Source organism: Orenia marismortui DSM 5156 (assembly GCF_000379025.1).
Classification (GTDB): domain Bacteria; phylum Bacillota; class Halanaerobiia; order Halobacteroidales; family Halobacteroidaceae; genus Orenia; species Orenia marismortui.
In genome coordinates this window covers 380,179-400,985 of the sequence record NZ_KB900617.1, presented here as the reverse complement: position 1 = coordinate 400,985, position 20,807 = coordinate 380,179, and the positions used below count along the sequence as shown (strand labels likewise).

The 20,807-nt window shown below is 30.3% G+C and carries 22 protein-coding genes; all 22 read left to right on the top strand.

All coding sequences use genetic code 11. From position 1 onward, the window contains the following. Positions 1 to 1,410 carry a metallophosphoesterase family protein gene (locus OREMA_RS0101760; RefSeq protein WP_018247571.1) on the top strand — a complete coding sequence of 470 codons (1,410 nt, stop codon included), beginning with the start codon at positions 1 to 3 and terminating at the stop codon, positions 1,408 to 1,410. A gap of 77 nt (positions 1,411 to 1,487) precedes the next feature. Then, complete coding sequence (gene thpR / locus OREMA_RS0101755) at positions 1,488 to 2,057, top strand: RNA 2',3'-cyclic phosphodiesterase (RefSeq protein WP_018247570.1); 570 nt, start codon at positions 1,488 to 1,490, stop codon at positions 2,055 to 2,057. A 277-nt stretch (positions 2,058 to 2,334) separates the two neighbouring features. Beyond that, positions 2,335 to 3,393, top strand: coding sequence for a recombinase RecA (gene recA / locus OREMA_RS0101750; RefSeq protein ID WP_018247569.1), 1,059 nt, complete (start codon positions 2,335 to 2,337; stop codon positions 3,391 to 3,393). Positions 3,394 to 3,742: 349 nt separating this feature from the next. Further along, positions 3,743 to 4,378 (top strand): RecX family transcriptional regulator, encoded by a 636-nt coding sequence (locus OREMA_RS0101745; RefSeq protein WP_018247568.1) that lies wholly within the window; start codon positions 3,743 to 3,745, stop codon positions 4,376 to 4,378. A gap of 43 nt (positions 4,379 to 4,421) precedes the next feature. Next, positions 4,422 to 5,402: a metallophosphoesterase gene (locus OREMA_RS0101740; protein WP_018247567.1), complete on the top strand. Its 981-nt coding sequence runs from the start codon at positions 4,422 to 4,424 to the stop codon at positions 5,400 to 5,402. Then, positions 5,402 to 6,994, top strand: coding sequence for an AAA family ATPase (locus OREMA_RS18125; protein ID WP_018247566.1), 1,593 nt, complete (start codon positions 5,402 to 5,404; stop codon positions 6,992 to 6,994). Before OREMA_RS0101740 ends, OREMA_RS18125 begins: the two co-directional genes overlap by 1 nt. A 3-nt stretch (positions 6,995 to 6,997) precedes the next feature. Next, positions 6,998 to 7,258: a hypothetical protein gene (locus OREMA_RS0101730; RefSeq protein ID WP_018247565.1), complete on the top strand. Its 261-nt coding sequence runs from the start codon at positions 6,998 to 7,000 to the stop codon at positions 7,256 to 7,258. Position 7,259: 1 nt separating this feature from the next. Next, complete coding sequence (locus OREMA_RS0101725) at positions 7,260 to 7,943, top strand: P-loop NTPase family protein (RefSeq protein ID WP_018247564.1); 684 nt, start codon at positions 7,260 to 7,262, stop codon at positions 7,941 to 7,943. 168 nt (positions 7,944 to 8,111) lie between these two features. Then, the gene (locus tag OREMA_RS0101720) at positions 8,112 to 9,182 is read left to right on the top strand and encodes an IS30 family transposase (RefSeq protein ID WP_018247563.1); all 1,071 of its coding nucleotides are present in this window, start codon (positions 8,112 to 8,114) and stop codon (positions 9,180 to 9,182) included. A 207-nt stretch (positions 9,183 to 9,389) separates the two neighbouring features. Continuing rightward, positions 9,390 to 10,904 carry a ribonuclease Y gene (gene rny / locus OREMA_RS0101715; protein ID WP_040657248.1) on the top strand — a complete coding sequence of 505 codons (1,515 nt, stop codon included), beginning with the start codon at positions 9,390 to 9,392 and terminating at the stop codon, positions 10,902 to 10,904. A gap of 260 nt (positions 10,905 to 11,164) precedes the next feature. Further along, entirely contained in the window at positions 11,165 to 11,689 is a 525-nt protein-coding gene (locus tag OREMA_RS0101710; RefSeq protein WP_018247561.1) for a hypothetical protein, read from the top strand. A 139-nt stretch (positions 11,690 to 11,828) separates the two neighbouring features. Next, the gene (locus OREMA_RS0101705; RefSeq protein WP_018247560.1) at positions 11,829 to 12,614 is read left to right on the top strand and encodes a TIGR00282 family metallophosphoesterase; all 786 of its coding nucleotides are present in this window, start codon (positions 11,829 to 11,831) and stop codon (positions 12,612 to 12,614) included. A gap of 117 nt (positions 12,615 to 12,731) precedes the next feature. Beyond that, on the top strand, positions 12,732 to 12,992 hold the full coding sequence (locus OREMA_RS0101700) for a stage V sporulation protein S (protein ID WP_018247559.1): 261 nt from the start codon (positions 12,732 to 12,734) through the stop codon (positions 12,990 to 12,992). A gap of 231 nt (positions 12,993 to 13,223) precedes the next feature. Continuing rightward, on the top strand, positions 13,224 to 13,937 hold the full coding sequence (locus tag OREMA_RS0101690; RefSeq protein WP_018247557.1) for a DUF1614 domain-containing protein: 714 nt from the start codon (positions 13,224 to 13,226) through the stop codon (positions 13,935 to 13,937). Further along, positions 13,930 to 15,075 (top strand): stage II sporulation protein P, encoded by a 1,146-nt coding sequence (spoIIP, locus tag OREMA_RS0101685; protein WP_018247556.1) that lies wholly within the window; start codon positions 13,930 to 13,932, stop codon positions 15,073 to 15,075. Before OREMA_RS0101690 ends, spoIIP begins: the two co-directional genes overlap by 8 nt. 15 nt (positions 15,076 to 15,090) lie before the next feature. Continuing rightward, a complete protein-coding gene (locus OREMA_RS0101680) occupies positions 15,091 to 16,014 on the top strand; it encodes a YIEGIA family protein (RefSeq protein ID WP_018247555.1) in 924 nt (307 codons plus the stop codon). Positions 16,015 to 16,043: 29 nt separating this feature from the next. Continuing rightward, positions 16,044 to 16,238, top strand: coding sequence for a capping complex subunit for YIEGIA (locus OREMA_RS0101675; protein WP_018247554.1), 195 nt, complete (start codon positions 16,044 to 16,046; stop codon positions 16,236 to 16,238). A 9-nt stretch (positions 16,239 to 16,247) separates the two neighbouring features. Continuing rightward, a complete protein-coding gene (locus OREMA_RS0101670; RefSeq protein ID WP_018247553.1) occupies positions 16,248 to 16,700 on the top strand; it encodes a DUF3189 family protein in 453 nt (150 codons plus the stop codon). A 1-nt stretch (position 16,701) separates the two neighbouring features. Further along, on the top strand, positions 16,702 to 17,169 hold the full coding sequence (locus OREMA_RS0101665; RefSeq protein WP_018247552.1) for a DUF3189 family protein: 468 nt from the start codon (positions 16,702 to 16,704) through the stop codon (positions 17,167 to 17,169). A gap of 280 nt (positions 17,170 to 17,449) precedes the next feature. Further along, positions 17,450 to 18,841, top strand: a complete 1,392-nt coding sequence (locus OREMA_RS0101660) for a DUF512 domain-containing protein (RefSeq protein ID WP_018247551.1) — start codon at positions 17,450 to 17,452, stop codon at positions 18,839 to 18,841. Continuing rightward, complete coding sequence (der, locus tag OREMA_RS0101655; protein ID WP_018247550.1) at positions 18,810 to 20,126, top strand: ribosome biogenesis GTPase Der; 1,317 nt, start codon at positions 18,810 to 18,812, stop codon at positions 20,124 to 20,126. The genes OREMA_RS0101660 and der overlap by 32 nt, the downstream gene beginning before the upstream one ends. 21 nt (positions 20,127 to 20,147) lie before the next feature. Beyond that, the gene (gene plsY / locus OREMA_RS0101650) at positions 20,148 to 20,759 is read left to right on the top strand and encodes a glycerol-3-phosphate 1-O-acyltransferase PlsY (protein ID WP_018247549.1); all 612 of its coding nucleotides are present in this window, start codon (positions 20,148 to 20,150) and stop codon (positions 20,757 to 20,759) included. Positions 20,760 to 20,807: the final 48 nt, after the last annotated feature.

The window sequence follows — 20,807 nt, the reverse complement described above, 5'->3', positions numbered from 1 at the left end:
ATGAAGGAGCTAGTAGCCAAGGTACTTATAGCAACTTTAATTGTATTATTCTTAATTAATTTTACAGCTGCAAAGGTTTATAAATTAAGTGTTTTTGAAGTAGAGATTGATTTGAATCTATCTACTCATCCCCAAACTATTATTGATTTTCCTCCGATTGGAGAGATAAGAGCAGCTACTCATAAGGCTCCTGTAGATTTGAATTTAACTTTGGCTGCTATTCACCAAGATAGGTTAAGTCAAATTATTAATAATATGGGATCAAAGGATGAATTAATCACTTTATTAAAAGCCAGGTCTAAGGTTATTATTCAATTGTTCATTATTAGATTGCTTGTTATATCTGTCTTAGGGGGGATAATTGGAGCAAGTATTGTTGTTTATAATCGTCAATCTATTATAGCTGGATTGTTAGTAGGAATAACAATTATTGCAATATTAACTTTATCAACCTATTATACCTATGAAATCAGTAAATTCAATGATCCTAATTTTGAAGGAATGCTAGAAGCTGCTCCTTGGATGATAGGGTTAATTCAAGAAGGATTAAATAGTTTAGATCAATTAGGTTATGAGATGCAATTAATTGCCTCAAACATGTCAGAATTATTTTCTAAGGTTGATACTTTACGTCCTTTGAGTCGAGTAACTGGTGATTTGAAGGTTTTACATATAACAGATATTCATAATAACCCAGTAGCCTTACCTTATATTGAGGAGATTGTAAAGAGCTTTGGGGTTGATTTTATTATTGATACAGGAGATATAACAGATTATGGCACGCCATTAGAAGGTGAGCTTTTAAAGAAGATCAATGATTTAAAGGTTCCCTATGTCTTTATTGCTGGTAATCATGACTCGCCAGATATTGTAGATAAGATGAGTAGTTTTGAAAATGTAGTAGTAATCCAAGCAGATGTGATAAATATTAAAGGGTTAGTAATCGCTGGTGTAGAAGATCCAGCTGCTAAGACTAATCAGATAAAACCAGTTGATGAGGAAGATGTTGTCAATTATAAAGAAGGATTAGAAGAGCTAGTTGAGAGGTTAAAGTTACCACCTGACATTGTGATAACACATAACTTTACAGTAGGGAAAGATTTAACTGGAAGGATCCCTCTTTTATTACATGGCCATGATCACGCATTTAAAATCTATAAAATGAAAGGAACAACTGTTATAGATGCAGGAACTACAGGAGCTGCTGGAATTAGAGGTTTAGAAAGTGAAGAAGGAATTCCTTATTCAGTAGCCTTGCTACATTATAATAATTTGAAAGAAGAAGAAAGAGAGAGATGGTCTTTAGATGTTGTTGATATTATTAAGTTTTATGATCGACATAGTGGTTTTATTTTAGAAAGACAATTAATAAATTCCAGAAATAGTAAAAAAGCTAAGGCAGAGGAATAAAGGCTATGCTTCTAGAAGTATATAATTAAATCTTCTATTATAGAATACTTCTTTTGTTAAAAGGAGGGAGATTTAAGATGGCAGATAAGTATAGGTTATTTATTGCAATAGAGTTAGAGAAAGTATTAAAGGGTAAATTAGAGAAGATTCAAAATATTTTGCGTGATTGCTCATTAAAGGTGAAATGGGTAGATAAGAATAATTTTCATATTACACTTAAGTTTTTAGGAGAAGTAAGTCAAGGTGAACTTAGTGATATTAATGAAAAAATATTAGAGGTAACAGAGAAAGTATCTTCTTTTAAAGTTCAAATAAAGGGTTTAGGAGCCTTTCCAAATTTAGATTATCCAAAAGTAATTTGGACGGGAATAGAAGAGGGGCAGGAAGAACTTATTAGCTTGCATAAATATTTAGAAGAAGTTATGATTAATTTAGGGTTTAAAGCTGAAAATAATAAATATAGACCTCATATTACTTTGGGTAGGACAAGTCGTAAAGAAAAAAATTTTAGTCTTATAAGTAAAAGATTAAAAGAATTTCCCTTCAAAATTGATTTTTATCAAGAAGTTAAAAAAATATCATTAATTAAAAGTAGATTAACTTCTAAAGGTCCAATTTATACATCATTAGCAGAATTTAAACTTTAGAAAGCGAAGAAATTATCAATAAAGTAATATTTATTTCTAAATTATTAATTGTTATACTTAAGTAATTTTATGTAATTGCTTTTTAAAAAAATATATAATATAATTGTATCATATCTTAGTTTTTAAAGAATTTTAATTTATGAAAAATATTTTAAAATACCTACAAAGCTTACTTATTAGATTTAAGCTTAAATCTAATAAGTAAGCTTTAACTTAATAATTTGTACTTAATTTTAGGCTCTGTTAACAGGCAATATTTATAGAGGGAGTGAAGAAAATGTCATTAGAAGAAAAGAAGAAGGCATTACAAAGAACATTAAATCAGATTGAGAAGGAATTTGGTAAAGGATCTATTATGAAGCTAGGTGAAGCTAAAGCAATGGATGTAGAAGCTATTTCTACAGGAGCCCTTTCTTTAGATGTAGCTTTGGGAGTAGGAGGAGTTCCCAAAGGAAGAATTATTGAAGTTTATGGACCAGAAAGTTCTGGTAAAACTACTGTAACTCTACATATGATTGCTGAGGTGCAAAAAGAAGGTGGAGTAGCTGCTTTTATTGATGCAGAGCATGCATTAGACCCTAAATATGCTCAAAACCTAGGAGTAAATATTGATGAGTTGTTGGTATCACAACCTAATACAGGAGAAGATGCTTTAGAAATTTGTGAAGCTTTAGCAAGAAGTGGAGCAGTAGATTTAATAGTCATTGACTCGGTAGCTGCATTAGTACCAAAGGCAGAAATTGAGGGAGAAATGGGCGATGCTCATGTTGGATTACAAGCACGTTTAATGTCTCAGGCTATGAGAAAGTTATCTGGTGTATTAAGTAAGTCTAAGTGTACTTGTGTCTTTATTAATCAGATTCGTGAGAAGGTTGGAGTAATGTTTGGAAATCCAGAAACTACTTCTGGTGGACGAGCATTGAAATTTTATTCTTCAGTTAGATTAGATGTTAGAAGAAGACAAACAATTAAAGATGGCGATGATTATCAAGGTAATAGAACTAAGGTGAAAGTTGTGAAGAATAAGGTGGCTGCTCCTTTCAAAACAGCAGAATTTGATATTATGTATGGAACAGGAATTTCACAAGCTGGGTGTATTCTAGATATGGCTGTAGAGTATGATATAGTTGAACGTTCAGGATCTTGGTATTCCTATGGAGATGATCACAGACAACAGGGAAGAGATAATTTTAAAGAATATTTGATAGAAATGCCAGAATTATTAAAAGAGATTGAACATAAAGTTAAAGTGGAATTGGGAATGATTGAAGAAGAGGTTAAAGAGGAGAAAGAAGAAAAAAAGAATAAAAAGACAAAAGATAAAGAGTCTGCTTAACCTAAAGCCCTTCTGTGAAGGGCTTTTTTTAATAAAAGATCAATACTCTAAAGTTATTAATTAGAGGTTTTAGATAAGATATATAGAAAGATTTTAATATAATAAGAGGTCTAACTTTAGAATTTAATTTATAAATATATCGTTATAGATAGATATTGCGACAGTTTCGGCGCTAGGAGATAGGCGATAGGTATTAGGAAAAACTAACGCCCAACCCCTATGACCTATCACCTAAAAGTATCGCAATATAACCATGTCGCACTATCTCCATGAAGTTTCACATTAAAGTTGTTTGTCTATAAATAAATTTATAGTTATGGTAATAATTATATGGTGGTGTATATAAATAATGAGTTATATTGGCCAAATTACAAAAATTGAAGCCCAAAAGAATAACCAAGGTCGTTGTTCTATATTCCTAGATGGTCAATTTCTAGTTGGAGTTGATGCTGAAATAGTTTACAAGTTTAACTTAGAGAAAGGACATAAATTAACTGAAGATATATTAGAACATATTCTAGATCAAGAAGATTTTATTCAAGCCAAGAAAGCAGCTTTTAATCTATTATCATACCGTCAAAGAAGTTATAAAGAGATGAAGGATAGGTTGGCTAAGAAAGGTTTTGATGAATTTATTATTGAACAGGTTATTAGAATTTTAGAACGTTTAGATTATATAGATGACAGAGAATTTGCAAATGCTTGGATTAAAGATCGAATCACTAGAAGATATGGCCCTTGGGTAATTAAAATGCAGCTTAAAGAAAAAGGAGTAAAGCAAAGAATTATAGAGGAAGAGCTTGATCGAGAATATAATTCAGATCTACAATATAAGATTGCTCAAAAGCTAGCAGCTAAGAAGGTAAAAAGATATCGGAAGTTAGATGATTGGAAGAAAAGAGGAAAGTTATCTAAATTTCTGCAAAGAAAAGGTTTTTCTTTTGATATTATTAATCTAGTTTTGAAAGATTTGATTAATAATTAGCTGTTACTTATTGCTATTAGCTAATAAGAAAGAGGTGAGATAGGTGAAATTACTAGTTTTAACAGATACTCATATTAGAGGAACAACACCTAGTAGAAGGCTAGATGATTTTAAAGAAACTTTACTAAATAAGTTAAGAGAGGTAAAAGAGATTGCCATAGAAGAAGATGTAGATTATATCCTACATGGTGGTGATCTATTTGACCGTCCAGATACTGCTCCATCAGTAGTAAATGATTTTATTAAGGTGTTAAGAACTTATCCCAAACCAATATATATAGTTGCTGGGAATCATGACCTTTATGGTCATAATCCTGAAACTTTAAGTAGGACAATGTTAGGAATACTAATCACTTCTGGAATAGTTAATTTAGTTCCAGAAGAACCGATCTTTCTCAAGGATGATAATGGCTTAGTATTACAATTATCAGGGAGAAATTTTGATTACAGTATTGATGAGAAAAATACCACTGCTTATACAGTTAAAAAGGATGATAAAGCTAATTATGCATTGCATTTAATTCATGGAATGCTCTTAGAAAAACCATTTTTTGAATCCGGCTATACATTAATTGAAGATGTAGATACAGAAGCAGATATAACAGTAGCTGGTCATTACCATATCGGATTTGGGGTAAAGAAGTTTAAGGGGAAGTATTTTTTGAATCCAGGCTCCTTAGTTAGATCAAGTGCTGATCTTAAGGAGATAAAGAGAACTCCACAAGTAGCTATTGTAGAATTAAAGGATGAAGTAAAAATAAGTTTAAGAAAATTGAAATCTGCCAAACCTGGTAAAGAGATTTTAGATCGTAGTGCGATTGAAGGGCAAAAGTTTAGAGAGAAAAAGTTATCTGAGTTCATCAGAGAGATTAAGGCTAATGATAGTTTTGAAGTCTTTAGTATAAATGCTATTTTAGATAAGATAGCCACTAATAAGGGGATAAATCAAGAGGTAACTAAAGAAGCTCTTGATCGATTAGCTGTAGTACAAGAAGAGTTAGGAGAAGGTGGTGAGATAGCTTAATGAGAATAATCGAGAGAATGGAGATAATAAATTTTCAATCTCATGAACATACAATATTAGAGTTTGATAAGGGATTGAATGTAATTACTGGACCTTCTGATCAAGGAAAATCAGCAATTATTAGAGCTTTACGCTGGGTTTTATATAATGAACCCCGTGGTACTGACTTCATTCGTCATAATCAAAGTGATTGTCAAGTTGCTATAGAGTTAGATAATAAATTTAAGATTATTAGAAAGAGAACTCCAAGCAAGAATAGATATATATTAGTTAATCCTGAAGGTGAAGAACATGTATTTGAGCGGGTAGGAAGTGGAGTTCCTGAAGAAATAATAAAGGTACATGGGATGCCAAAGATTGATCTAGATACAGATAATGAAACTACACTTAATATTGATTATCAACTAGAAGGAGCTTTTTTATTAACCGATAGTGGATCAGTAAGAGCTAAAACTCTAGGCCGCTTAATCAATGTTCATATTGTAGATTCTGCAATTCGTAGAACTAAGACTGATATTAGTAGATTAAATATGAGGAATAAACAATTAAAAGAAGAGCTAGAAATTAATCGAGAGAAATTAAAAGAATTTGATAATTTGGATGATTTAAAAAAAGATATTAAATCTAAGGAGACTATTTTAGATAACCTCAGAACATATAATCAAAAATTAGAGAGCTTAATTTCGTTACAAGAGAAATTAAATCAAAGTGATGACAGAATGAATAAATACAGTGATTTATTAAATCAATTGAATGATTTAGAAAAGATAGAAGATATATATCAGAGATTAGATGATAGAAGTATTAAATTTGAAAATATAGTTGAATTAGTAAAGAAAGAAGAAGTAATAAGGAAGAAATTTGTAAAGCTAGAAGATGTAATTGATCAATTATCAGATTTAGATCAAATTAATCTTCTTTACAAAGATTTAAATAATAGATATCAAAAATTAGATCTGGGAATAAAATTATTAAATAAATATAAAGATAATAAATCTAGAATTAATCTAGGAAAGAATATTTTAACTGAATTGAATAAGGTTGATCACGGATTAGATTATTTTTCACAGGCCAAAAAGATAGAAGATAATTTTTCAAAGTTAAATGGATTTGATATAAAATGGAATAAGATTAAAGATGATATTCTTATTAATGGAAAAATATTAGATCAAACCTCAGGGGTTAAAGATGTTAAATTTATCTTAAAAGAAAAGCTGCCTGAATTGGAAAAGAAGATAGAAGAAATAATTTATATTAACAATAAAATTGAAGACTTAGAAAAGAGTATCAATAAGAAGGAAATCATTTTGAATAAACTACCATCTGATGATCAGATAGTTAATATTCAACAGTCATTAGAAAAGAGATATAATCAGTTATCTGATCTAAAAGAGGTTCAAGTAGGGCTGAATAAGAATAAAGAAAGTATTAATAAAGGAAAAGTCTATATGAAGAAATTAGATAAGAAGATAGAAACTTTGGCTGCTCAATATAGTCAAGTCTTAAAGAAGATAGGTAAATGTCCAACCTGTTTTGAATCAATTGATAATCATACTGTTGATAAAATTATAAAAGAATTAAAGGGGGAATAAATAATGAGTAAATATAAAAAAGAGATTGATGAAATAAAAAAAGAGTTAGATAAGGCTAATAAGATGAAAGTTCAAGCAGAAACAAGAATGGAGCATCTAAAGCAAGAAAGAGAAGAGTTACTAAAGGAAATTAAGAAGTATGGAGTTGAGCCTGAAGATTTAGAGCAGGAGATTAATAAATTAGAAGAAGAATTAACTAGTTTAATTAACCAGGCACGAGATTTATTACCAGATAAAGATGTCTTAGAAGGTAGAGTGAAATAGAATGTTAGAATCTAATTTAAATAATCCAAATATGTTGATTAAAGAATTAGAAGCTAATATAAATCACTTAAAAAGTAGCTATAATCAGCAGAAAGGAAGAAAAGAACAATTAGAAGAGGATATAGAGAAGAAAGAGAAAGAACTACTCAAATGTAAATCAGAGATTGAACTTTTGGAACAAGTAAATATACTCTTCCATGAAACATCTGAATTTGCTAGAGAGCAGTCAAGACAACAGATAGAATCTTTGGTAACAAATTTTTTACAGTATGTTTTTGGAGAAAACTTTAGTTTTGAAATTGAAATTCGTAATCGTGGTGGACAACCTTGGGCTGATTTTTATGTTGTCTCCCAACAGGGCAAGTATAGAGTTAAGAATGAACCTCAGGATGCTCGAGGTGGAGGTGTAGTTGATGTTGTTTCTTTAGCATTAAGAATTGCTATTTTAGAAAGTCATCAGAAGCCTAAGATCAATGGTCCAGTTATATTGGATGAGCCTGCTAAACATGTTAGTGAAGAGTATATAGTAAAGGTGACAAGATTTTTAAAGCAAGTTAATGAAATGTTTGGCCGACAGATTATAGTTGTAACTCATCAACAACACTTAAGTGAGGTAGCAGATAAAGCTTTTAGAGTAGAGCTAAAAGAAGCCAAAAGTCAAATATCAACAGAAATTATTTATTAATAGCTAATTAATTTCGATATAGATTATCAAAACTATTAAATTCAACAGTATCTTTAAAGGTGCATTGTATAATTAAATGCACGGATAGTTCAAAAAATAAAAAATGACACACATTAATACCTCATATATAATGTTAACTGACCAAAGCAAACATTGGAGGTATTAAATATGTGCCAAAATAATTATAACACAAAAAGTAGAAAAGGAAAACATTTAAAGTGGGAAGAGAGAAAGATAATAGAACATTTATATAATATACAAAACAAATCGAAGACAGCAATAGCAAGAGAGTTAGGGAGGCATAGGACGACAATAAGTCGAGAAATTGAAAGGGGAAAGCTTGTATTATTAAATTCAGATTACACTAAAAGAATAGAATACGATGCTGATATAGCTCAAAACTTATATGATAACAATGCGACTGCTAAAGGAGCTAAGATTAAAATAGGAAAAGATCATCAATTAGCTGAATTCATAGAAGAAAAAATAAAAGGAAATTATTCTCCAGAGGTAATTGCAGAGATGATTAAAGAGGATGATGGGTTTGAAATTAAAATACATTGGAAGACGATATATAATTATATAGATAAAGGCATTCTGTTTATAGATAGAGAAGATTTGGTTTATGGTAGATATAAAAAGACTAATAAATCTAAACAGAAAGAAAAAGAATCAACAAAAAGGAGAAAAGAGGGAAGAAAGATATCAGATAGGCCTAAGGAAGCTGATAAAAGGTCAGAAATAGGTCATTGGGAAATGGACTTAGTAGAGGGTAGGAAAGGTAAAGATGAGCCCTTTTTATTAGTTTTAACAGAGAGATATAGTCGCAAAGAAATAATAGAACTAATACCTAATAAGACTCAAGAATCTGTAATAAAAGGATTAGATCGCGTAGAAAGAAGAATAGGAGTTAGAAAATTTAGAGACTTATTTAAAACTATAACTACAGATAATGGTAAAGAATTCTATGATTATGAAGGGATAGAAACTTCCTTTACAGGAAGTGATATCTCAAGAACTAGTCAATATTATGCTGATGCTTATTGTTCTTGGCAAAGAGGTAGTAATGAGAATTTAAATAAAATGATTAGAAGGTTTTTACCAAAAGGAAGTAGCTTTAAGAATATTAGCAGAAATGAAGTTAAAAGAATTGAGCGATGGATAAATAATTATCCACGAAAAATGTTTGGGTTTAAGAATGCAAATTATATATTTGAAGAACAGTTAAAGGCAGCTTAAAATTTATGAGGTATTGAGTAATAAAAAACCGTGCATTTTATATTGCAATTTATAACAGTATCTTTAAAGAGTATTCTGTCTTGACATAACTATTGTTAAAAGATAAAATATAAACGTGGTACCTTTTTTACTATATTAGAAAATGATATATTCTTTAATTAACAATTAAATAATGGATGGAGGTGAAGTTATTTGGCATATGTATTAATGATTAGCGGATTACTAGTTGGAGGAATAATTGGCTTTGCCATTAGAAAATATATTGCAGAGAGCAAAATTGGCTCTGCTGAAACAGAAGCAGAAAGAATTATAGAAGATGCAAAACGAGAAGGTGAGTCTAATAAACGTGAAATATTAGTAGAGGCAAAAGAAGAGGCTCATCAAATGAAAGATGAAGTTGAGAAAGAATGCCGTGAGCGTCGGAATGAATTACAGAGATTTGAAAATCGTCTGCTTAAAAAAGAAGAAAATTTAGAAAGTAAAGCTGACAATCTAACAGCTAAAGAAAGTAGTCTTAAAAATAGAGAATCTGCTATTGAGAAGAAAGAAGAAGAGATTGATAATTTATTTGAAAAGCATGTTAAAGAATTAGAGAAATTAGCCGGATTAACTACTCAACAAGCTAAAGACTTATTATTAAGTCGAGTAGAGGATGAAGTAGAGCATGAAATGGCTAAGAAGGTCAAAGAGATTGAAACAAGAGCTAAAGAAGAATCAAATAAAAGAGCTAAAGAGGTTATATCTTCTGCAATTCAACGTTGTGCTGCAGATCATGTAGCTGAAACTACAGTCTCTGTAGTTTCTTTACCAAATGACGAGATGAAAGGAAGAATTATTGGTAGAGAAGGTAGAAATATTAGAGCTTTAGAAAGCTTAACGGGGATTGATTTAATTATTGATGATACTCCTGAAGCTGTTGTTTTATCAGGATTTGATCCAATCAGACGTGAGATAGCTAGAATTGCTTTAGAAAAACTGATTGTGGATGGAAGAATTCACCCTGCACGTATAGAAGAGATGGTAGAAAAAGCTCGTCAAGAGATTGATGACAAGATTTATGAAGTTGGTGAGCAGGCTACCTTTGATACAGGAGTTCATGGTTTAGATAGAGAAACTATTTATTTACTAGGAAGACTAAAATATAGGACAAGTTATGGACAAAATGTATTAAAACACTCTATAGAAGTTTGTCATTTAGCTGGTGTTATGGCAGCTGAATTAGGAGTGGATGTGAATATAGCCAAAAGGGCTGGTCTTCTTCATGATATAGGTAAGGCAATTGATCATGAGGTTGAAGGTTCACATGTTAAAATAGGTGTAGACTTTGCTCGTAAGCATGGAGAATCTGATAAGATTATACATGCAATTGAAGCACATCATGGTGATGTAGAAGCTAAATCAATAGAAGCAGTATTAGTTGCAGCAGCAGATGCTGTTTCAGCAGCTAGACCTGGTGCACGTCGTGAAACTTTAGAATCCTATATTAAACGTTTAGAAAACTTGGAAAATATAGCTGATTCTTTTGAAGGTGTAGAAAAGTCTTATGCTATTCAAGCTGGACGTGAAATCAGGATTATGGTTGAACCTGATGAGGTAGATGATATTAAGTCAAGTAAAGTTGCTTATGATGTTGCTAAAAAAATAGAAGATAATTTAGAATATCCTGGACAAATTAAAGTAACTGTTGTCAGAGAAACAAGAGCAGTTCAATATGCGAAATAAGTAAAAAGTGACCATTTTTAATGGTCACTTTTTTTATATCATAATGTAATTTCTAAAAGCATTAAAATTTATCGTTACTCTTAACTTTTGGATTAATTAGTTTTATTATTTTATTTATAGAAGAAAATTTTTAAATAGGTATTATTTTAGAAAGCTTTTTCTTTATCTAAGGCAGGAATTTGTAATATAATATTTAATTAAATAAGTAATAAACGATAAAAGAATAAAATTTAGATATACTAACTAAAGGAGTGCAAGTTATGAAATCAAATAAGTTGAAATTAGATAAAGATAATAGTGTAGAGTTAGTGACCTCGATTTTGATTACTTATCCAACTATCAATACTGTTGATATTAATCTTGAAAATAAAGGTTTGGAAATTTCTTTTTTAATTGATTATTCAATGACTGATAATAGTTGGTTAGATAAGAAGTCTAAATTAGAACAAAATTTTAGGTTATTTAATAAGTTTCAAAATAGAACAAATCAGACTGTTAAATTTATTAAAGATGATTATGAAGATTTAAGCAGATTAAAATTTATTAGAAGCTTAGATCAATGTTCTGAAAATGAGTTAAGCTTTATGATTCAAGTTATAGAGAATATTTTTGGGGACAAGTTATTAAAAAATGAGAATTTATATCCTTCTTCTGCTTTTAGTTCTATAGATCAATTATTAGAGAGAGTTAGAAAAGAAAATATTCAAGAACAGAAAGGTGATGAGTACTTAGGTTTTATAGAAGAAGATAAAGTATTAGTTTTTAATAAGAATCGAAAAGATTAAACTTATCCAAAATTAATCTTTATAAAGTGTGAATAGCATTAGGTGATTTTACTCAAAATATGATTGTATAATTTAGTAGTAAATAAAATTTGATGTATAATGCTTATTTTATTGGATAGTATAAGGGGGAAGTCTTTAAATGAAAGTTTTTGCAATTGGGGATATTGTAGGAAGAACAGGAAGAAGGGCTGTTAGAGAATTATTGCCACAAATTATCAAAACAGAGAAAGTAGACTTTGTAATAGCAAATGCTGAAAATGCAGCAGGAGGATTTGGATTAACTGAAGGTGTAATGGAAGAACTTTTAGACTATGGAATCGATATATTAACTATGGGGAATCACACTTGGGATAATAAAGAAATATTTGATTTCATTGGTGAAAGTGACAAGATTATTAGACCTTATAATTATCCAAAAGGAACACCAGGGGTTGGAATTCAAACTATTGAGAAAGATGAATTTACTCTGGGAGTTATTAATTTAATAGGAAGGGTTTATATAGGGAATTACCTTTCTCCTTTTCGTTCTTTAGATAAAGCTATTCAAGAATTGAAGGAGCAAGTAAATGCTATTATAGTTGATTTTCATGCAGAGGCTACTGCTGAAAAGGAGGCTTTGGGATGGTATTCTGATGGTAGGGTGTCGGCTTTGGTAGGTACTCATACACATATTCAAACAGCTGATGATAGAATATTACCTGAAGGAACTGCATACATAACAGATTTGGGTTTAACTGGTGCTGTTAATTCAATATTAGGTATGAATATCGATGAACCATTAGAAAGATTTTTAACTCAGATGCCAAATAGATTTAAAGTGGCTAAAGGTGATACAAAGTTATCAGGATTAATTATTGAAATTGATGATAAAACGGCTAAAGCAATATCAGTTAAAAGAATTGCTCGAGTTTATACAGTTGATTAAATTTAGAATAAAAAATAATTTTTCCAAAAAAAGAAGGAATTATTTTGTAAATATTGAAATAAGTATATGTAAGTAAATAATAAATAATTAATCAAATCAAATGGGAGGTATTCAAACATGGAAGTACTAAAAGTATCATCTAATTCAAGTCCTAATTCGGTAGCTGGAGCTTTAGCTGGAGTATTAAGAGATAATGGTGGGGCTGAACTTCAGGCGATAGGAGCTGGAGCATTAAATCAAGCAGTTAAAGCTGTAGCTATTGCTAGAGGTTATGTAGCACCAAGTGGTGTGGATTTAATTTGTATTCCTGCTTTTACTGATATTGAGATTGATGGAGAAGAAAGAACAGCTATTAAATTAATTGTACAACCGAGATAAATTTAAATAGAAGGTATATATAGAAGATATATAGATGTTAAAAGCAACCAAAGAGGTTGCTTTTTTTTTAATTTTAATAAGAATTATTGATGAATTGATTAATGAAAAAGATCTTATTGGATGTTTTATATTAAATTATTATTTATAGTGAATAATTAAATTATTTAGAGACAAAACTATTTAATAATTAAGTATATTTTAATTCTATACTCTAAAGGAGGTAGATGAATTATGCCAATGGGAGTTATATTATTAATTTTGTTAGAAATTATAATTTATTTTGGATTTGCAGAAAGAATGATTATAAAGATGGGCTTAAGTAAAACTTCGTTAATTATCTTCTTTGCTTTAATGATAATAGGTAGCTTTATAGATATACCAATTACTAGAGATCCTCTAATTACAATTAATTTAGGTGGAGCTATAGTTCCGATTGTTTTAGCTTTCTATCTCTTGTCTAAAATGGATGAAAAAGGAGAATTGTTTAGAGCAATAATTGCTACACTTATCGCGGGGGGGGCTATATTTGCTTTAACCCAGATTTATAGATTTGAAGAAGGTCATACATTAATTGATACCAATTATTTATTTCCTATTATTTCTGGAGTTGTTGCTTATCTAATTGGTCGGTCTCGAAAAGCTGCTTTTGTGGCAGGTACTTTAGGATTTTTAGTTTATGATCTTATTCATGTAGTTAGAATTACTATGGGTGGAGTACCAGGAGAAGCTGATATTGGTGGAGCAGGTGCTTTTGATTCAATAGTTATTGGTGGGATTTTAGCTATCTTATTGGCTGAAATTTTAGGAGAATCTAGAGAAAATTTATTTAAAGCTAATCAAGAAAGTAAAGAAAAATTTAATAAGCATAAATTAGCCCATTCTAGTGTTGAATTCGCTGAGTTAGGGCATGAAGAAAAAGAGGATAGAGGTGAAGAGAATGAATAAAAGGACTATTTTAATTTTATCATTATTATTTTTAGTGTTTAACTTAATCTTTACACCTATGTCTTTTGCAAAAAATAAGAAAGATAATTATTTTAGTGTAGTAGCAGAAAGTACTGGAGAGGTTATATTTGAAACAGCAATGGCTGTTAATCTAGGTGATTATTATATTAATGAACAGAATAAAAAGTATAAAGTAGTCAAAGTGGATGGTAAAAAGGGAGTTGCTAAATTTGAAGAAACAGTAAAGTTATTAGAAGGTGAGGATAATCTATTTGCCTTGTCTCAGGGCTTAGTAGCAGATAAAGGTAAGAAATTAATTGGAATTTATAATACTCATAGTGATGAATCTTATAAACCTACTAGTGGAACTCATAGTGAGCCTGGGAATGGAGATATTTATAATGTTGCAGATATGTTTGCTAAAAAGTTAGAGGAAAAAGGGATTAAGGTAATTCATAATAAATCTAAACATGATCCTCATGATGGAGGAGCCTATGAGCGTTCAAGAAGAACAGCTACTAGATTGGTCAGAAAGAGACCAGATGCTATCTTTGATATTCATCGTGATGGGGTTCCAAATCCAGATGAGTATGTAGCAACTATAAATGGAAAAAAATATGGGAAGATCAGATTGGTAGTAGGGCGACAAAACCCCCAAATGAAAGTCAATGATAAGTTTGCTAAAGAATTAAAAGCTGTTACAGATAAATACTATCCTGGGTTAGTAAAGGGGATTTTTTATGCTAAAGGTAAATATAATCAAGATTTATCTCCTCGTTCTTTGATTTTAGAAATGGGGACTCATGTTCTTCCTCAAGAAGCAGCAAATGTTAGTGTAGGATCTTTAGCTGATTCTGTGATTAAATTACTTTATGGAGGAACAAAAGAAGGAGCTTTAGGTATAGGTGGAACAACAACAGAAAAAACTAAGAAGAACGAATCTTCTGGTGCCTTTAGTGCTATAATAATTATTTTAGCTATTGTTGTTGTCGGAGGTGGACTATTGCTTGCAGCTAATGAAGGGGGATTTGGTGGTGCATTAAATAGGATTAAGAGTGTTGGTAGTGGAGAGATGAGCAATTCACTTGGGGTAAAAGAGGAGAAAGATAAAGAAGATAAAAGAAAGGATGATAGATAGAAATGGAGGGGTAATATGATTAAGTATGGGGAAATGATCTTATTAGCTGTTATAATGGGCACTTTATCACGTTTAATGATCTTAAAAGTAGATTATAGACAATATCCTGGTTATCCCCATGGTTATATCGTTCATTTAACCTTAGGATTTATTGCTTCATCTTTGGGGGCGCTAGTTTTCCCAGCTTTATTAGAAGAAAATTATGTGGCTGTAACTTTTTTAGGAGCTGCAGCTCAACAATTTAGAGATATTAGAAATATGGAAAGAAATTTTTTAAGTCAGCTTGAAGATACTGAGCTTGTTCCAAGGGGAAAGGCATATATTGAAGGGATAGCTAAAGTGTTTGAATCAAGAAATTATTTGGCCATGATTACTTCTTTTATAACAGCTATAGGTTATTATTTATTTAATATGATTGGATATCAAACTTTAAATGTAATTGGAGGAGTATTAATAGGGGGAGTAATAGCTTATATTTTATATATTCTTATGAAAGATGACTCTATAGGAGATATTGCTAAGGTTAGAGTAATAGATCTAGAGTTTACTGGACCTAATAAAAGTAACATTACTATTGAGAATAATGTGATTATGAATGTAGGATTAAAAGAATCTTTAGAAAGTTGGGAGAAATCTGGTTTAGGCATAGTTATTGAACCTAAGGATGATAACTCTAGAGCTACTTTAGCAAATATAGGCCAAAGGCAAGCCATTATTCATGATGTAGTAACACAGTTAGGAGTAAAATTAGATCTTGGGGTTCAGGATTATACTCCTTTAGCAAGATTAAATCTACACAGTGGCAGAGTATATATGATTATTATACCTATGGAACCAGATAGGGAATGTATCAAAGAAGCAGTAAGGACTACTCCGGTTTTGGAAGGGTCACGCAGAAAACCTTTATCAACTAAAGCTGGAAGAATAGCTGCTGATTAGATAAATGTTGGAGATGAAAGGAAGATTTAATGGACATTAATAATTTTATTTTAGCTATTGTTACATTAAAAGAGGATAAGAATAAGGTTGAAGCTGGTTCTGCACCAGTTTTTTATGCAGAAGATGATGAGGAGCTAGAATATATAGCGATGATGATCTCACGTTTGACGACATCTATGGTGCACGATTTAGGAAATGGGATTTATATATTAGTTAAACATTAGGAGTAAAGTATGAAGATTATTTATTACAGTCAATCTGATGACTTTATTGCAAAGTTAGTAGCATGTCTTTATTTAAAAGAATCTAATATCAACTTATCTATAGATAAAGTTATTGAAGTTTCATTTATTAAGCAAGTTTTTGAAAGGGGAATATCTTCAAAAGGGTTAATCTTTTTAGGTAAAGACAAGTATAATCATGATGTTTTAGCTTTGGATTGTCAGAAACAAGGTGAGATTATCAAAAGAATGTTATATGGAGTTAAAAGGGTTTTTAAGTTAGAAGAGAAAATTTTATTTATTAATACAGATAAATGTATCAATAAGTCAATAAAAGTTGGAAGATATTTAAGTGATATAGGATTAAATAGTATAGGCTTCTTTTTTATAAAAAGTGGTATTAAAAGAAGTTATAAAGAGATTATTAAGTTGCTTAACTATACTACTAAGAAGGTTGATTCATAAGATGAAGATTATCTATTATTGCTATGGAAGTGCTCACTCTTCTGTTTTAGCTGCTGCTATTCATACTAATATGCTACCCACTTCGGAGGTTCCTGATAAAAATTCAATTTATAATTTACCTCATTATGATAAGACAGATTCTAAACAGATTGGAACTCCATTTTATTATGGAGAAGATGAATTTAATAATCAGGTTTATGTTTTAGGGATGGGGAGTAAAAGAATTTTAGTAAAAGATATTTTATTGGGATTTTTAGAAATTTCAAATATAAATCATAGTGAACTTATTTTAGTGGATGCATTACCTTATGTTAAGTTTTTAACCAAAGTAGGAGGAGTTTTATCCCGGCGTTTGGGAGTTATTAGCATTGGAAGATATTTGACTACTTATACCTTGCAAAGTGTATATTATAGATATATAGATTTAGTTTCAGAGGTAAAGAAGAGGTTAATAGAAATAGATAGCTGACTAGTTTAATCTGAGTATTAAGCTAGTCATTTCTATATTTACTAGTGTTCAATTCGTTCTAATTCGTGGTTAAATATTTAAATTCTTTTTTTGTGTTATATATAGTGGCTAAACTTTATGAAATTCTAATCATAAGGTGGCTAATTCAATTAATATTATAATTATAAAGTTTGGCTATCTTGAATAGTCTATAAATTTTAGGATTTAATAAATCTACTTGACGAAAGTACTTGAATATATAATAATAATAGAGGGAGTGTACAGACTGAGGTGATAATAAATGGAAAAAGGAGTATTTGCTGATTTTGAAGATGTAAGCAGATACATAAAGATTAAAAAAGTAGTCCAAGGTAGTATTGCAGATGAGTTGGGAATAGAGGCTGGTGATAATTTAGTAAAAATTAATGGACAAACAATTAAAGATTTTATCGATTATAAATTCTTAATAACAGATATATATCTAGAAGTAGAAATTATTAAAGAAGGTGGAGAGTATTGGGTTTTAGAGATTGATAAAGATTATGATGAGGATTTAGGTATAGAATTTGATAAAATTGTTTTTGATGGTCTAAAACAGTGTCATAATAATTGTATCTTTTGCTTTGTTAAACAAACTGCTCCAGGGTCTAGAGACACTCTAAATATTAAAGATGATGATTATCGTTTTTCTTTTTTTGGAGGAAGCTATACAACTTTAACTAATCTATCAGCAGAAGAATTTGATAGAATTAAAAGGATGCATTTAAGCCCTTTAAATATTTCAGTTCATGCAACAGATACTGAAGTTAGAAAAAGAATGTTGAATAATAAAAAAGCTGGGCAGATACTAGATCAAATTAAAGATTTAGTAGAAGCTGGTATAGAGCTTAATACTCAAGTTGTACTATGTCCTGAGATTAATGATGGTAAATGTCTAGAAAAGACTATTAGAGATTTGGGAGAATATATACCACAAATTAAGTCTTTAGCAATTGTGCCAGTAGGATTAACTAAATATAGAGATAATTTAGAAGAGTTAAGATCTTTTAATCCTAAAGAAGCAAAAGAATTAATTAATATGGTAAAAGAGTGGCAAAATAAATTTAGAAGAGAATATAATATGAGTTTTGTATACTTATCAGATGAATTTTATTTGTTGGCTGATGAAGATATGCCAAGTAGCCAATATTATGATAACTTTCCCCAATTAGAAAATGGAATTGGGATGGTGAGGTTATTATTAGATGAATTTAATAGTTTAAAGTCACAATTACCAAGTAGTTTGAATAAAAATCGTAAAGTTTCATTAGTAACATCTGTATTAGGTGCAAAATCAATTAAACCTATAATAGATAGATTGAATCAAATTATTAATTTAGATATTAATATAGTAGAGGTAGAGAATAAATATTTTGGATCTGAAGTAACTGTAACTGGTTTATTAACTGGAGAAGATATCTTAGCTAAGTTAACTTCAGTTGATGATTTGGGTGAAATAACTATTATTCCTGAAATTGTATTAAATGAGGATAAGTTATTTTTAGATAATATAAGTTGGGATGAATTTGTTAATAAAGTGCCTAATTTGGTTGTTACAGTTAAAAATCAGGCTGTTGATTTAGTTGAAAAGGTGTTAGGAAAAGAACTTGGAGGTGGAAATAATGATAAAACCTATAGTTGCAATTGTAGGTAGGCCAAATGTAGGAAAATCTACTCTTTTTAATAGAATAGTAGGAGAGAGAATTTCAATTGTAGAAGATAAGCCAAGTATTACAAGAGATAGAATTTATGGAGATGCTGAATGGTTAGGTCGCCCTTTTATCTTAGTTGATACAGGTGGTATTGAGTTAGATACAGAAAATACAATTAAAGAACAGATGCGTTATCAGGCAGAAATAGCAATTGATGAGGCTGAAGTTATTTTGTTTGTAGTTGATGTTAGAACAGGATTGACTAACATGGATAGAGATGTTGCTAATTTTTTAAGACAATCAAATAAACCAGTGATTTTAGCGGTAAACAAAGCAGAGAACTATAAACAAGCAGAGATGGATAAGTATGACTTTTATGAATTAGGATTTGGTGAACCATATTTAATCTCTGCACAGCATGGTCAACAAACTGGAGATTTATTAGATCAAGTTATAGATCATTTTCCAGATTTAGAAGAAGATCCATATGATGATCAAACAACCAAAATTTCAGTAATTGGACGACCTAATGTAGGAAAGTCCTCTCTAGTAAATAAGATTCTAGGTGAAGAGCGAGTAATTGTTAGTGATATTGCAGGAACTACTCGTGATGCAATTGATACCCCTTTTACACATCAAGATAATAATTATGTAATCATCGATACAGCAGGAATGAGAAGAAAAGGGAAAGTAGGTAGAGGTGTAGAAAAATATAGTGTGATCCGTTCTTTAAGAGCTGTAGATAGGTCTGATGTAGTATTGATGGTGATTGATGCATCTGAAGGGATTACTGATCAAGATAAAAAGATTGCAGGATATGCCCATGAAGAGGGTAAAGGAATTATTATAGTGGTTAATAAATGGGATCTAGTTGAAAAGAATAATAATACTATGAACCATTATATAGAAGAAATTAGATATCAGGCAGGTTTTTTAAATTATGCACCAATTACTTTTGTGTCTGCGTTAACTGGACAAAGAGTATTAGAAGTCTTAGATCTTGTAGATTATGTTTCTGAACAACATAGTAGAAGGGTTAAGACTAATTTGCTTAATAGTGTAATTGAAGATGCAGTAGCAATGTTTCAGCCACCATCAGATAAACATGGCAAGAGGTTGAAAATCTTCTATGCTACCCAACCTAAGGTTAACCCACCATTGTTTGTTTTGTTTGTTAATGATGCTGAGCTAATGCATTTTTCTTATAAGCGTTATTTAGAAAATCAAATTCGTAAAGCTTTTGGTTTTGAGGGAAGCCCAATTAAACTTATTACAAGAGAGAGATAGAAAATTTCGGAGGAGATTATAATGGTTAAAGAGTTTTTAGTTATACTTTTTTCTTATTTACTAGGTTCAATTCCTTTTGCTTTAATAGTAGTAAGGTTAGTAAAAGGTGTTGATATACGTAAGTATGGTAGTGGAAATATTGGAGCAACAAATGCTTTTAGGTTATTAGGATTAAGTATGGGAATTTTGGTAGCCTTATTAGATATAGGAAAGGGTTTTTTAGCAGTAAGTATAGCAAGGATCTTCTTTCCTGATCAATCGTTGATTTTATTATTGGCTGGGTTGGCAGCAATTGCTGGTCATAATTGGCCTATATTTCTTAAATTCAATGGTGGAAGAGGTGTTGCTACCTCTGTAGGGGTTTTGATAAGTTTATCTCCTAAAGCTGTATTAATTACATTTTTAGTTTGGATTATAATAGTAGTTACAACGCAGTATGTTTCACTGGCATCTATTACAGGAGCTATATTGATTCCAATTTTGATGTTATTATTTGGACAAGATAAATTTGTCTTAATTTTTACTTTATTAATATCAATCTTTGTAATTTATAGGCATTTGCCTAATATTAAGAGGCTATTATCAGGAACTGAAAATAAAGTAAGCCTAAAGAATAATTTAGATAATAAATAAGGGAAGAAGAGTTTTATTTTTCCCTTTATTTTCTTTAAAATTTATTAT